A 12,539-nucleotide genomic window follows, 5' to 3' on the forward strand; every position below is an offset into this window, starting at 1 on the left:
GCTCCATCAGGTCAACAGGGACACGAGGCCCAGCAGTGACCCGCCCGCCAGCGCCGCCCCCACCATGAACACGCCCAGGCAGCCCAGCGGTCCCCGGCGGCGCGCGCGGTAGTGCCCGCCGTGCCCGTAGTGGTGCCGCCCGTGGCTGTGCGACGAGCGACTGTGATGACCCAGGAACCCGCCCCGGTGCCCATGACCGCTGCGACTGAACGAAAACGATCCGATCGAGAATCCACTCATGCCCCACAGTACGCACCCCGACCGCCGGAAGTTGCACGCTGACCTCTGGACTGCGTTCAAGGAGGTGGCATGTCCTGCACGTACTCAGGCGCGTATCATGGGCGCGATCATGACGGAACGGAAGTACTTCGGAACGGACGGCGTGCGCGCCGTCGCGGGCACCCACCCCCTCACGGCCACCTGGGTCATGACCCTCGGCGCCGCCGCGGGAGAGGTGCTCAAGAGCAGCAACCCCCGCGCGACGGTCGTGATCGGCCGGGACACCCGCCAGAGCGGCGACATGCTCGAAGCGGCGCTGGCCGCCGGACTGACCAGCCGCGGCGTGAACGTCATCCACCTGGGCGTGCTGCCCACCCCCGGCGTCAGTTTCCTGACCCGCCACCTGAAAGCGGACGCGGGTGTGGTCATCAGCGCCTCCCACAACCCCTACGAGGACAACGGCATCAAGTTCTTCGGGGCGGACGGCCAGAAACTCAGCGATACCACTGAACTGGAGATCGAGGCCGCCATCGACCGCGTGCCCGAACTGCCCCCCGTGACCGGCGTGGACCTGGGCGGCGTCACCAACTACACCGAGGCCGAGCGGCTGTACGTGAACTACCTCGGCACGCTCGCCCCAGACCTCAGCGGTCTGCGCATCGCCCTGGACTGCGCCAACGGCGCCGCCTACCGCGTGGGCCCCAAGGTCTTCCAGGCGGCCGGGGCGGACGTGTTCGCCGTGTACACCACCCCGGACGGCCGCAACATCAACCGCGGTTGCGGCAGCACCCACATGGACCACCTGCAGCGCATTGTGCGTGAAGGGAAGTACGACCTGGGCGTCGCCTTCGACGGGGACGCCGACCGCGCCCTGTTCGTGGACAGCCGCGGGAACGTCGTGCACGGCGACCACATGCTGCTGCTGAACGCCCGCGCGCGCGGCGAGACGGCCGTCGTGACGACCATCATGGCCAACATGGCCCTCGAAGTGAAACTGCGCGAGGCCGGCATCCCCCTGGAACGCACCGCCGTCGGCGACCGCTACGTGCACGAGCGCCTGCACGGGGGCGGCCTGCACCTGGGCGGCGAGCAGAGCGGCCACATCCTGTTCCTGGACGTGTCACCTACCGGGGACGGCGTGCTGACCGCCCTGCTGACCCTGAAGAGCATGCAGCAGCTCGGCACCACCCTGGACGCCCTGCACGACGACCTCGTGATGTTCCCTCAGACCCTCGTGAACGTCCGCGTGGCCGACAAGAAGGCCATCGCACTCGACCCCGAGGTCCGCGCCGCCGTGGACCGCGCACAGGACCGCCTGCACGGCACGGGCCGCGTGAACCTGCGCCCCAGCGGCACCGAGAACCTGATCCGCGTGATGGTCGAGGGACAGGACGAGACCGAAATCCACGAGATCGCCCGGGAACTGGCCGGCGTGGTGGAACGCCGGGGCGCCCTGGTCGGGTAACGCACAGCAGTCTCACGCGGGTCCGGGGTACACCTGAGGTGGCGCCGGACCCGCACTCATGCGCCCGGCCCACACCCCACACCCCATCCGGAGGACGCCCATGAACAGACTCCCCCTGCTGATCCTGCTGTCTGGCGGCGCGCTGGCTGCCACCACACCCCCCAGTCCCGTCCAGCTCACCGCCACCACCAACCTCGTCGTCAGGGAAACCCGCGACGGCAAGACCACCGAGGTCCTCCGCGCTGCCGAGGGCGTGCTGCCCGGCAACCTGCTGGAACTCGCCCAGACGATCCGCAACACCAGCACCCGCGACCTGCGCGAGATGGCCCTGAACATGCCGCTCGACCGCGCCCTGACCTTCCAGAGCGCCACCTGTACGCTCGGCGGCGTCGTGACGCTGTACTCGCTGGACGGCAAGACGTACGCGAAAGCGCCCCTGATGAAGACCGTCACCGTCACCGAGAACGGCCGGCAGGTGCAGAAGCAGGTCGAGGCCAAACCCAGCGAGTACCGCGGCGTCCGCTGGCAGATCCCCACCCTGAAGGCAGGTGAGACCGGCCGCTGCGCCGTGCGCGCCACCGTCCGCTGACAGGCAGAATCTGAAAAACCCCCGCAGCCAGTCCGGTGCGGGAGTTCACGGGCAGGGGGCGCGTCAGCCGCAGCCGACGCGCCCCCTGCAAGCCGGGCGGTTTAGCCCTGCTGAGCGGCCTTGGCCTTGTTGATGGCCTTGGCCAGGCGGCTCTTCTTGCGGGCCGCGGCGTTCTTGTGCAGGGTGCTGCCCTTGGCGGCCTTGTCGATCAGGCTCTCGGCGCGGGACTGCACGGCGGCCATGTCCTCGGCGCCGGTCTGGGCGGCCACCAGGGCCTTCTTGCTGAAGGTCTTGATGGTGCTCTTGCGGCTGCGGTTCAGCATGCGGCGCTTGAGGCTCTGGCGGTGACGTTTCTGGGCGGACTTGTGACGAAGGGCCATGTGGGTTCTCCTTGTTCTCCCGCCGCCTGTCCGGCGGATCGGGGCGGTTCCCATGGCGGGAACGCGAGCGTCCGGGCCTCGCGGCGTCCGGCGCGCCGGGCACGTCGCCGTGCTCCGGGTCACTCACCGCGCGCGGTGGGCAACCTGTGCACTATAGCGGCCCGCCGCCCCACCCGGCAAGGGCCCGCGCGGCGCCGCGCACCTTCACGCCCTCCGCCCCGCGTCATACTTCCCCCGTGAGAGCCCGCCGACCCCGACCCGACCTCCCGGACGCCGGGGAGGACCGCGCCCGCCCCGCGAAACCCCGCGACCCGCAGGAGGAACGCGACGCGCTGCTCGCGTACGCGTTCCGCGCGCTGGGGCAGCGGGCCCTGAGCGCCGCCGAACTGCGCACCCGCCTGGAACGCCGCAGCGAGAACCCGGACCTGATTGAGGAGGTCCTGAAGCGCGTGCAGGAACTCGGGTACCAGAACGATGAACAGGTCGCCCGCAGTGAAGGCAACCGCCGGGGTGTGGGCACTATGCGCGTCCGGCAGACCCTCAAGCGGCGCGGCGTGCAGGACGACCTGATCCAGGAGGTCGTGCTGGCCCGCGATCCGGACCGCGAGCACGCCGAGGTCCTGACCCTGCTGGAGCGCCGCTGGTCGTCGCTCGCCCGCAAGCGCGACCCGCAGGCCAGTGCGTTCGCGTTCCTCGCGCGGCGCGGGTACACCGGGAACGTCATCTGGCCCGCCCTTCGGGAATTCATGGCGGATCGCCCGGTCGAGGAACCCGACGACGAACCGGACTGGGAAGGCGAGGAGTAGGGGCTGACGGTCAGGCGTTCAGGAGGCGGACCGCGCCGGGCCGGACCTCCACGTCCAGCCGTGTGACGGGCGTGCCCAGGTCGCCGTCCAGATGCACCCGCATGGGCCGGTTCCAGCGGACCGTGACCTGACGCGCCGCCGCGTGATGCGCCAGCGGGTGACCCAGGTGCGTGCCGCGCAGCACCCGCGCCAGCAGGCCCGTCAACTGCAGGCGAGACATCGGGCCACCCACGACGACGTTCAGCAGGCCGTCGCGCACGTCCGACTCCGGGCTGATCAGGAACCCGCCGCCGTAGCGGGTGCCGTTCATGACCGCCACGATCGCGCTGGGTCCGGCGTACAGCGTCACGCCGTCCGCGTCCACCGTCACGTCGGCCAGGGACAGGTCCTTCAGGGTCGCCACGGCGGACCACGCGTACCGCGCGAAGCCCTGCACCCGCGCCGGCACGCGGTCCATGTTCGTCGTGACGTCTGCGTCGAAACCCATGCCCAGGCCGTTCAGCAGCGTCCGCTCGGTCACCGTCCCGTCCGCGTGGTGCGCCCGGACCCACAGGGCGTCCACGGCGCGCGGCGTGAATGCCAGCCGGTCCAGCGCCTCGCCGAACGCGCCGGGCTTCAGGCCCAGCAGGCCCGCGAAGTCGTTCCCGGTGCCCAGCGGCAGGATTGCCAGGGGCCGCCCGGTCCCCACCACGGCCGGAAGGAGCGCGCCCACCGTGCCGTCCCCACCGACCGCCATCAGCGCCGTGCCGGGCGGCAGGGCCTGCACGCGCGCCAGGGCCAGCGCGGCGTTCTCCTCCTGAATCAGGGTGTGCGTCAGTCCGCGCCGCTCCAGTTCTGCACGCAGGCGCGGCCATTCCCGCGCCGCCAGTCCACCCCCCGCGTTCGGGTTCAGGACGACAGCCAGTTCCGGAAGGCCCGCCGCGCGGGAAGAGACGTCACTCACGATCCCAGCAGGATAGTACGGACTCCGGTTGAACGGTTTGTGCACACCGTTCAATCCGAGCGGACGCGAGAATGAGCGGCGTGGGTTCCGGGCGTGGAGTGAGCAACCCGGGGCTGTTCCGGGTGGTGAACGGAGCAGACGGAACCCATTCAAGCCCTGCGCCGCGCCCCACTGTCCCGCCTTGACCCGGTTCAGCGCGCAGCGGGGTTCACTTCATGTTCGGGTCGTCCTGCAGTTTGCGGGCCTCCATCTGCCCGACCATCTGCATCCACTCCTCGTCGTTCAGGTCGTCCGGGGTGCGGCCACTGGCCTGCAGCAGATCGCGCATCAGGGCCACCTCGCGGTCGGTGCTGGCCTGCTCGCCCAGTCGGCCACGGATCGCGGTATCGGAGATCATGCCACACCCTATGCCAGGAAGGACCAATACGCCTTCACGCGCCCACCAGCGTCCATTCACCAAAAAGAAGAGGGAGGCCCGGACGGCGCTCCCTCTCCGGCATTGTGTTCAGCTCAGACGATAGCGGGTTCCACGTACTCGCCGTACACGGTCTTCAGGATGTCCATCTGCTCGCCCAGCGTGCAGTACGCGTGCGCGCATTCCAGGAAGGCGGGCATGGAGTTCGCGCCGGTCACGGCGGTGTCGCGCAGGGCGTCCAGCGCCGCCTGGGCGCGGTTGGGGTCGCGTTCGCGGCGCACCTGCGCGAGCCGTTCGGCCTGCAGCACCTCGACCTGCGGGTCGATCAGCTGGATGGGCACCTCGACGGCGTCCTGCACGAAGTCGTTCACGCCGACCACGATGCGGTCCTTGGTCTCGACCTCGCGCTGGTAGCGGTACGCGGCCTCGGCCATCTCCAGCTGGAAGAAGCCGCTGTCGATCCCGGCCTCCACGCCGCCCATCAGGCGGATCTGCTCGATGTAGCCCATCGCGGCGGCCTCGATGTCGTTCGTGAGCTTCTCGACGTAGTAGCTGCCCGCCAGGGGGTCCACGACGCCCGCCACGCCGGTCTCGTACGCGATGATCTGCTGAGTGCGCAGCGCGATGGTCGCGGCTTCCTCGGTGGGCAGCGCCAGCGCCTCGTCGAAGGAGTCGGTGTGGAGGCTCTGCGTGCCGCCCAGCACGGCCGCCAGTGCCTGGATGGCGACGCGGGCGATGTTGTTCAGTGGCTGCTGCGCGGGCAGGGACACCCCGGCGGTCTGGGAGTGCGTGCGGAGCATCCAGGAGCGGGGGTTCTTCGCGCCGTAGTGGTCGCGCATCTGCCGCGCCCAGATGCGCCGCGCGGCGCGGAGCTTGGCGATCTCTTCGAAGAAGTCGTTGTGGATGTCCCAGAAGAAGCTGATGCGCGGCGCGAACTCGTCGATGTTCAGCCCGCGTTCCAGCGCCTTCTCCACGTAGTGGAAGCCGTCCGCGAGAGTGAACGCGAGTTCCTGCACGCCGGTCGCCCCGGCCTCGCGGATGTGGTAGCCGGACACGCTGATGAAGTTCCACTTGGGCAGGACCTTCGGGCCCCACTCGAAGGTGTCGATGACCAGTTTCACGCTGGGCGCGGGCGGGTAGATGAATTCCTTCTGCGCGATGAATTCCTTCAGGATGTCGTTCTGGATGGTGCCGCCCACCTGCCCCAGGTCCTTGCCCTGCTTCTGCGCGTTGGCGATGTACATCGCCCAGATGGCGTTCGCAGGGCTGTTGATGGTCATGGACGTCGTGACCTGCGTGGGGTCGATGCCCCGGAACAGGATCTCCATGTCCGCGAGGCTGCTGACGGCCACGCCGCACTTCCCGACCTCACCCTTGCTGAAGGGGTGGTCGCTGTCGTAGCCCATCAGGGTGGGCAGGTCGAACGCGGTCGAGAGGCCCGTCTGACCGGCCTTCAGCAGCGCGTGGAAGCGTTCGTTGGTCTGCTCGGCGCTGCCGAAGCCCGCGAACATCCGCATGGTCCACAGTTTGCCGCGGTACACGCTAGGCTGCACGCCGCGCGTGTACGGGAACTCGCCGGGGTAGCCCAGATCTCGCTCGGCGTCCCAGTCTTTCAGGTCGTCTGCGGTGTAGATGGGTTCAGGCTCCATGTCGGAGAGGTTCTTGAAGTTGTACTTGCGTTCGGGGAACTTCTGCGCGGCGGGGCTGTAGACACTCTGCATCCACTCGTTCTTGCTTTTCATCGGGGGACCTCCGGGGCGGGGGAGAGGTTGGAACAAACGCTCGTTAGGTTCCTGCCAGGATAGCAGGACGCCCGCCCCCGGACCTCACCTGCGGCACCCCACCGAACTGGAGGGCGCTAGCGTGTCCGGCAGTGACGACCACCGACCAACTGCCCAGCACCACCGACCTGCCCACGGCCGCCGAACTGGCCGCCTTCACCCTCGAGGCGCAGCACCCCGCCACGCACGGGTGGATGGACCGCGCTGAGCGCCTCGGGAACCTGACCGAGGAACACGAGTTCGACGTGCAGCTCGCCACCGATCTCGACCTCGCCGCGCAGCGGGCCGAGTTCCTGAATGCCGGACCCGCCGCGCCCGCCTACCTGAACGTCTGGACGCCCGTCCGCTCCGACTTGCACGCCATGCTCAGCATCCGCTTCGAGGGGCTGGACGTCACGAAACCCTTCGTGGACGTCAGCGTCACCAGCCGCCCCGTCACGCGCACCGACCTCCCGGCGCTGGCGGACGCGGCCCGCGTGTACGCCGCGTTCCACCCGCCGCGCCTGCGCTTCTGGAGTGCCGCGCCCCAGGTCGACTGGGCGGACCTCGACCCGGACCGGCGCGTGCTGGCCGCGCCCGTAGGGGACTTGCGCGGGCACCCTGTCCCGGACCACCTGACCCTGATCCCCACCCGCGACACCGGCCGGTACGCCGACGCGCAGGCCGCGTACGACGCCGTGGACGCCGCCCACCCCCACCACCCCCAGGAGGCCCGCCTGCTGAGCGCCGAGGACCTTCAGGAGTGCATCGATGCCGGGACCATGTTCGACGTCCACTGGCGCGGCGAGTGGGCCGGATACGCCGGAACCCTCGCGTACCCGCAGCTGGGCCTGGACGCGCAGGTCGTCCAGGAACTCCTGCTCGCCCCACACGCCCGGGGGCGCGGGCTGGGCGCGGCGCTGAGCACCCTGCTCGCCCGGCACCTCCCGGACGCTGAGCAGCTCCTCAGCGGCACCATCCACGGGCGCAACCGGGGCGCGCTGCACGCCGCCACGCGCGCCGGACGGCAGGACGTTGGCGGCTGGTGGTGGGCGCCGCTGCGCTGACCCCCTGACCTAGAGCCGCTGCGGGTCGTCCGTGGCGGCCTCGTCCTTGCGGGACAGCAGCGCCTCCTGCACGGCGCGGTCCACGGCCTGGGTGCGCACCGTGCGGGCGGCGCGGACCGTGAACAGCATGACCACCCCGGCAAACAGCATCGTGAAGTACAGGTACGCGCTGGGCACACCCACCCCGAAGGCCTCCGCGACCAGATTCGTGCCGACGAGCAGCAGGAACGCCGCCGCGAGGAGTTTCAGGGGCGGGTGGGTGTCCAGGTAGCGGCTGATCGGGCCGCTGGCGGCCACCATGATGACCATGGCGATCACGACGGCCGTGATCATGACCGGCACGTCGCCGCTGACACCGATGGCGGTGATCACGCTGTCCAGGCTGAACACGAGGTCGATCAGCGGAATCTGGAGGATCACGCCCAGCAGCGACACCTGACCCACGCTGGCCCCGTCCGTGCCGAGCGGGTCGGCCGCCATGCGCGAGAGTTCCCGCACGCTCTTGACCATCAGGAACAGCCCGCCGCCGATCAGGATCAGGTCGCGGACGCTGAAGTTCCTGTCCAGGACGCTGAACAGCGGTGCTTCCAGTCGCGTCAGCCACGCGATGCCCGACAGGAGCGCCACGCGCGTCACGACTGCCAGACCCAGGCCGACGGTGCGGGCCAGCGCCTGCTGCGCCTGTGGAAGGCGCGAGGCCAGCAGCGTGATGAACACGATGTTGTCGATCCCCAGCACCAGTTCCAGCAGCGTGAGACTCAGGATGCCGACCCAGCCCTGTGGGGTGCTCAGGACGTGCAGGAACTCGTTCACACCCGCCACCCTACGCATCCGGCGCCGCTTCCGCCGGTGACAATAAAGGGACGCTCAAGCGACCGCGTCAGCAGCGGCTTACAGAGGCACGGAACGGCCTCCTACACTGCACTTCTCATGCCACGCTCAGCCGACCGCCGGGGATGCCCGTGACCACCCCGGATCCCCGACCACCCACCAGCATCTTCGTCCTGAACCTCCTGCCCGTCGCGTTCGCCGTCATCCTGATCCTGCTGGGCCTGTCGTTCTTCAGCAAGGTCGCTCCCAGCCTGCTCGCCATCACCCTGGCGATCATCGTTGCCACCGCCCTGAACCCCGTTGCCCGGCGGCTGGAACGCCACATGCCCCGAGCCGCCGCCGGCGCCCTGACGGTCCTGCTGGTCGTCGCCGTGATCGCCGCGGCGCTGTTCCTGGCCGTGCCCCCCATCGCCGCGCAGCTGGGCAGCATCGGTGGCAGCAGCTTCAACCTCAGCCGCATCGAGCCACAGCTGAACGCCTGGCTGCGCGCCCACCCGCAGATGGACGCCATGCTGCCCGACGACATCTTCGACAGGGCCCAGACCCAGCTGAGCAAACTGGGCAGCCGCGCCGCCGAACAGCTCCCCAGCCTCCTGAGCCTGATTCTGGGCGGCGTGTTTACCGGACTGGTGACGCTGGTCATGGTCGTGTACGTCCTCGGCAATCCGGTGCCACTCGTGAACGGCGTGCTGGGCGCCGTGCCACCCAAACACCGTCTCGCAGCCACCTACGCGCTGGCGCAGATCCTCAAGCAGACCGGCGCGTGGGGCCGCGCCACGCTGCTCGTCATGCTCGTCACCGGCAGCTGCACCGCGCTGGGCTTCTACCTGCTGGGCGTGCAGAACTGGCTGGTGTTCGGCCTGCTGGCCGCGCTGGGCGAACTGGTCCCCACCATCGGCCCCATCGTCGCGACCATCCCACCCATCCTGTTCACCCTCGCGGACGACCCGCAGAAGGCTGTGTGGGTCGCCGTGTTCGTGCTGGTGTTCCAGCAGGTCAGCGGCTTCGCCCTCAGCCCCCTGCTCGTCGGCGGCGCCGGGAACCTGCACCCCCTGAGCGTCATCGTGGGCGTCATCCTGTTCGGCGGGGTGTTCGGCCTGGTCGGCGCGTTCCTGACCGTCCCGTTCCTGATCGTCATCAAGGCCATCTACCAGCACTTCTACCTGCGCGAAGCCCCGGACATCCCCGACGCGGTCGCCATGGCCCTGATCAGCGGCGTCGTCGAGGACCAGCTCGACCGGGAAGAGGAGGCCCGCGAGGCCGTGCGCAAGGCCCGCGCCGAGGTGCAGGAAGCCGAACTGGAACGCCAGCTGGAAGACGGCGAACTGGACCTGGAGGCCGCGCTGGCCACCGAGGTCACCCCCGAGGACACCGGCCCCGGCGAGTCACCTGACACGCCCACCACCCGGCGCGCCCCCTGATCTGCTAGAATCTGCGTTTGGGTGTCCCGCCCACGCGACGTGCGGCGGGCTTTTTCATGCCTACGAGAGCAGAAGGCCGCCGGCGCGCGCTCAGCGCAGAGGGCCAACCGCTCCGACAACAAGGGAGCTGAACTACATGGAATACCGCAACATCGCCATCATCGCCCACGTCGACCACGGCAAGACCACGCTCGTCGACGGACTGCTCAAGCAGACCCTGAAACTCGGCCACGGTGAGGAAATCGCCGAACGCGCCATGGACAGCAACGACCTCGAACGCGAACGTGGCATCACCATCCTCGCGAAGAACACCGCCGTCGAGTACAACGGCGTGAAGATCAACATCGTCGACACCCCCGGCCACGCCGACTTCGGCGGGGAAGTCGAACGCGTCCTCGGCATGGTCGACGGCGCCCTCGTGCTCGTGGACGCCGCCGAAGGCCCCATGCCCCAGACCCGCTTCGTGCTGCGCAAGGCCATCGAACTGGGCCTCAAGCCCATCGTGGTCATCAACAAGATCGACCGCAACGACGCCCGCCCCGAAGAGGTCGTGAACCTCACCTTCGACCTGATGGCCGAACTCGGCGCGAACGACGACCAGCTGGACTTCCCGATCCTGTACGCCATCGCCCGCGAAGGCAAGGCCTACAAGGACCTGAACGACCCCAAAGAGGACATGCACGAACTGTTCGACATGGTCCTCGAGCACATCCCCGCGCCCAAGGTCGACCTGGAAGCCCCCTTCCAGATGCTCGTCACGAACCTCGACTACAACGAGTACCTGGGCCGCATCGTGCTGGGCCGCGTCAACCGCGGCGTCGTCAAGAAGGGCGAATTCGTCCAGCTGATGCACAAAGACGGCACCATGACCAAGACGAGGGTCGTGCAGCCCTTCACGCACATGGGCCTGCGCCGCATCGAGATCGACCAGGTCGGCGCCGGTGACATCGTCGCCCTGGCAGGCATCGAGGACGCGCAGATCGGCGAGACCGTCGCCGACCTCGCCGACCCCGAGGCGCTGCCCATCATCACCGTGGACGAACCCACCGTGAGCATGATCTTCCAGCCGAACACCAGCCCGTTTGCCGGCAAGGAAGGCAAGTACGTCACCAGCCGCCACATCAACGACCGCCTCAAGCGCGAAGTGATGACCAACGTGTCCCTGAAGGTCGAGGAAATCCGCCCCGACGAGTTCAAGGTCAGCGGCCGCGGCGAACTGCACCTCTCGATCCTCCTGGAAACCATGCGCCGCGAAGGCTACGAAGTGCAGGTCGGCGCGCCCCAGGTCATCATCCGCGAGATCGACGGCGAGAAGCACGAACCCATCGAGCACCTCGTGATCGACGTGCCCGAGAACCACTCCAGCACCGTCATCGGCGTCCTCGGTGCCCGCAAGGGCCAGATGGTCAACATGGAACCCCAGGGCACCCGCACCCGCGTGGAATTCAAGATCCCCAGCCGCGCCCTGTTCGGCTTCCGCACCCAGTTCCTGAGCATGACGCAGGGCGAAGGCATCATGAGCCACATCTTCGACGGGTACGCCCCGTGGGCCGGTGAACTCAAGACCCGCCAGAACGGCTCCCTGGTCAGCATGGAAGACGGCGTCGCGTTCGCGTACTCCATCTGGAAACTCCAGGACCGCGGCAGCTTCTTCATCGACGCCGGTCAGGACGTCTACGTCGGCATGATCGTCGGCGAGAACGCCCGCGAGCAGGACATGAACGTGAACGTCTGCAAGAACAAGAAGCTCACGAACGTCCGCTCCAGCGGCGCCGACGAGGCCCTGACCCTGATCCCCCCCAAGCGCATGAGCCTGGAAGACGCCCTGGAGTACATCAGCGAGGACGAACTCGTCGAACTGACCCCCCAGAGCATCCGCCTGCGCAAGAAGATCCTCAACCCCAGCTTCCGCAAGTAAAGTCCGGAACGCACCGCGCCCCCTCCCTTCCCGGAGGGGGTGTTGCCTTTGGCCTTGTCCCGGCGCTCACCGCCCTCACGACCTGCACGCCATACACTCGACTCATCCCGTGTGCCCAGGAGGTGCTCCCCGTGAACTTCACCACCGTCCCCCGATTCCGCCCGTTCCCCCTGGCTGCCCTGACGCTCGCCGCCCTGACCCTCGCCACGCTGCTGAGCGCCTGCTCGCTGGGCCGCGACGACCGCTCGGCCGAGGCCACCCAGGCGGCGGCCGACGCGACGCTCCGCGACGCCATGACCGCCAGCGCCCGCGCCGTTCAGGGCACTGAACTAAAAGCCGACGCCCGCTGGTTCACCTGCCCGGGCGGGATCGGGTCGCGCTACAGCGGCGGCGGCATCATGAAAACCCCACAAGGTGACCGGGCGGACCAGCTGGCCGCCATCCGCAGCGCCGTCCTGGCCGCCGGATTCCAGGACGCCACGCAGGTTGATGGTCACGTCACTGCCCAGCGGGACGACGTGAGCGTGGATGTCCGATTCCGTCTGCCAGACCAGTCCTGGACGTTCAGTGTTCTGACCCGCTGCCACACCTACGGCGGGAAGGACCGGGCGCGCGTGCAGTCCGGTGACCGCCACATCATCCTGCCCTGACGCCGCCCGCCCTGACCGAGTGCGGCGCCCGCGATCACGGCCCGTGAGGCCGGTGGTCGCGGGCGTCACGGGTGA

At 68.9% G+C, this 12,539-nt stretch carries 13 protein-coding genes; 7 read left to right on the plus strand and 6 right to left on the minus strand.

What is annotated here, in order from left to right; all coding sequences use genetic code 11:
- Window positions 1–6: 6 nt before the first annotated feature.
- Complete coding sequence (locus IEY69_RS03295) at window positions 7–240, minus strand: hypothetical protein (protein ID WP_058976841.1); 234 nt, start codon at window positions 238–240, stop codon at window positions 7–9.
- Between the two features lie 109 nt (window positions 241–349).
- Between IEY69_RS03295 and glmM the strand changes: the two genes are divergently transcribed.
- Both glmM and IEY69_RS03305 read left to right on the plus strand, forming a co-directional pair.
- The gene (gene glmM, locus IEY69_RS03300) at window positions 350–1,684 is read left to right on the plus strand and encodes a phosphoglucosamine mutase (RefSeq protein WP_189071697.1); all 1,335 of its coding nucleotides are present in this window, start codon (window positions 350–352) and stop codon (window positions 1,682–1,684) included.
- A gap of 100 nt (window positions 1,685–1,784) precedes the next feature.
- The gene (locus IEY69_RS03305) at window positions 1,785–2,273 is read left to right on the plus strand and encodes a hypothetical protein (protein WP_189071698.1); all 489 of its coding nucleotides are present in this window, start codon (window positions 1,785–1,787) and stop codon (window positions 2,271–2,273) included.
- Between the two features lie 101 nt (window positions 2,274–2,374).
- Here IEY69_RS03305 and rpsT read toward each other — a convergent pair whose 3' ends face one another.
- Window positions 2,375–2,653, minus strand: a complete 279-nt coding sequence (gene rpsT, locus IEY69_RS03310; RefSeq protein WP_174366410.1) for a 30S ribosomal protein S20 — start codon at window positions 2,651–2,653, stop codon at window positions 2,375–2,377.
- Window positions 2,654–2,889: 236 nt separating this feature from the next.
- Between rpsT and IEY69_RS03315 the strand changes: the two genes are divergently transcribed.
- The gene (locus IEY69_RS03315; protein WP_189071699.1) at window positions 2,890–3,459 is read left to right on the plus strand and encodes a RecX family transcriptional regulator; all 570 of its coding nucleotides are present in this window, start codon (window positions 2,890–2,892) and stop codon (window positions 3,457–3,459) included.
- A gap of 10 nt (window positions 3,460–3,469) precedes the next feature.
- Here IEY69_RS03315 and IEY69_RS03320 read toward each other — a convergent pair whose 3' ends face one another.
- The 3 genes from IEY69_RS03320 to IEY69_RS03330 form a co-directional block, all read right to left on the minus strand.
- Complete coding sequence (locus tag IEY69_RS03320) at window positions 3,470–4,402, minus strand: diacylglycerol/lipid kinase family protein (protein ID WP_189071700.1); 933 nt, start codon at window positions 4,400–4,402, stop codon at window positions 3,470–3,472.
- Between the two features lie 208 nt (window positions 4,403–4,610).
- Window positions 4,611–4,799, minus strand: a complete 189-nt coding sequence (locus IEY69_RS03325) for a hypothetical protein (protein WP_189071701.1) — start codon at window positions 4,797–4,799, stop codon at window positions 4,611–4,613.
- Between the two features lie 113 nt (window positions 4,800–4,912).
- Window positions 4,913–6,559 (minus strand): methylmalonyl-CoA mutase family protein, encoded by a 1,647-nt coding sequence (locus tag IEY69_RS03330; protein ID WP_189071702.1) that lies wholly within the window; start codon window positions 6,557–6,559, stop codon window positions 4,913–4,915.
- Window positions 6,560–6,690: 131 nt separating this feature from the next.
- On the opposite strand from IEY69_RS03330, the gene IEY69_RS03335 reads away from it, so the two are divergent.
- On the plus strand, window positions 6,691–7,644 hold the full coding sequence (locus IEY69_RS03335) for a hypothetical protein (protein ID WP_229783590.1): 954 nt from the start codon (window positions 6,691–6,693) through the stop codon (window positions 7,642–7,644).
- 9 nt (window positions 7,645–7,653) lie between these two features.
- Here the strand turns inward: IEY69_RS03335 and IEY69_RS03340 are convergent, their stop codons facing one another.
- Window positions 7,654–8,457, minus strand: coding sequence for a TerC family protein (locus tag IEY69_RS03340; RefSeq protein ID WP_229783592.1), 804 nt, complete (start codon window positions 8,455–8,457; stop codon window positions 7,654–7,656).
- A 143-nt stretch (window positions 8,458–8,600) separates the two neighbouring features.
- On the opposite strand from IEY69_RS03340, the gene IEY69_RS03345 reads away from it, so the two are divergent.
- The 3 genes from IEY69_RS03345 to IEY69_RS03355 all read left to right on the plus strand — a co-directional run bounded on the left by IEY69_RS03345 (window position 8,601) and on the right by IEY69_RS03355 (window position 12,464).
- Window positions 8,601–9,896: an AI-2E family transporter gene (locus IEY69_RS03345; protein ID WP_189071704.1), complete on the plus strand. Its 1,296-nt coding sequence runs from the start codon at window positions 8,601–8,603 to the stop codon at window positions 9,894–9,896.
- A 136-nt stretch (window positions 9,897–10,032) separates the two neighbouring features.
- The gene (gene typA, locus IEY69_RS03350) at window positions 10,033–11,814 is read left to right on the plus strand and encodes a translational GTPase TypA (protein ID WP_189071705.1); all 1,782 of its coding nucleotides are present in this window, start codon (window positions 10,033–10,035) and stop codon (window positions 11,812–11,814) included.
- A gap of 131 nt (window positions 11,815–11,945) precedes the next feature.
- Window positions 11,946–12,464 carry a hypothetical protein gene (locus IEY69_RS03355; protein WP_189067410.1) on the plus strand — a complete coding sequence of 173 codons (519 nt, stop codon included), beginning with the start codon at window positions 11,946–11,948 and terminating at the stop codon, window positions 12,462–12,464.
- Window positions 12,465–12,539: the final 75 nt, after the last annotated feature.

It is taken from the genome of Deinococcus sedimenti (genome assembly GCF_014648135.1).
GTDB lineage: Bacteria > Deinococcota > Deinococci > Deinococcales > Deinococcaceae > Deinococcus > Deinococcus sedimenti.

Coding starts and splice junctions, on each gene's coding strand:
- rpsT (WP_174366410.1), bottom strand. CDS start 2,653: ATGGCCCTTCGTCACAAGTCCGCCCAGAAACGTCACCGCCAGAGCCTC.
- IEY69_RS03330 (WP_189071702.1), bottom strand. CDS start 6,559: ATGAAAAGCAAGAACGAGTGGATGCAGAGTGTCTACAGCCCCGCCGCG.
- IEY69_RS03295 (WP_058976841.1), bottom strand. CDS start 240: ATGAGTGGATTCTCGATCGGATCGTTTTCGTTCAGTCGCAGCGGTCAT.
- IEY69_RS03325 (WP_189071701.1), bottom strand. CDS start 4,799: ATGATCTCCGATACCGCGATCCGTGGCCGACTGGGCGAGCAGGCCAGC.
- typA (WP_189071705.1), top strand. CDS start 10,033: ATGGAATACCGCAACATCGCCATCATCGCCCACGTCGACCACGGCAAG.
- glmM (WP_189071697.1), top strand. CDS start 350: ATGACGGAACGGAAGTACTTCGGAACGGACGGCGTGCGCGCCGTCGCG.
- IEY69_RS03305 (WP_189071698.1), top strand. CDS start 1,785: ATGAACAGACTCCCCCTGCTGATCCTGCTGTCTGGCGGCGCGCTGGCT.
- IEY69_RS03345 (WP_189071704.1), top strand. CDS start 8,601: ATGCCCGTGACCACCCCGGATCCCCGACCACCCACCAGCATCTTCGTC.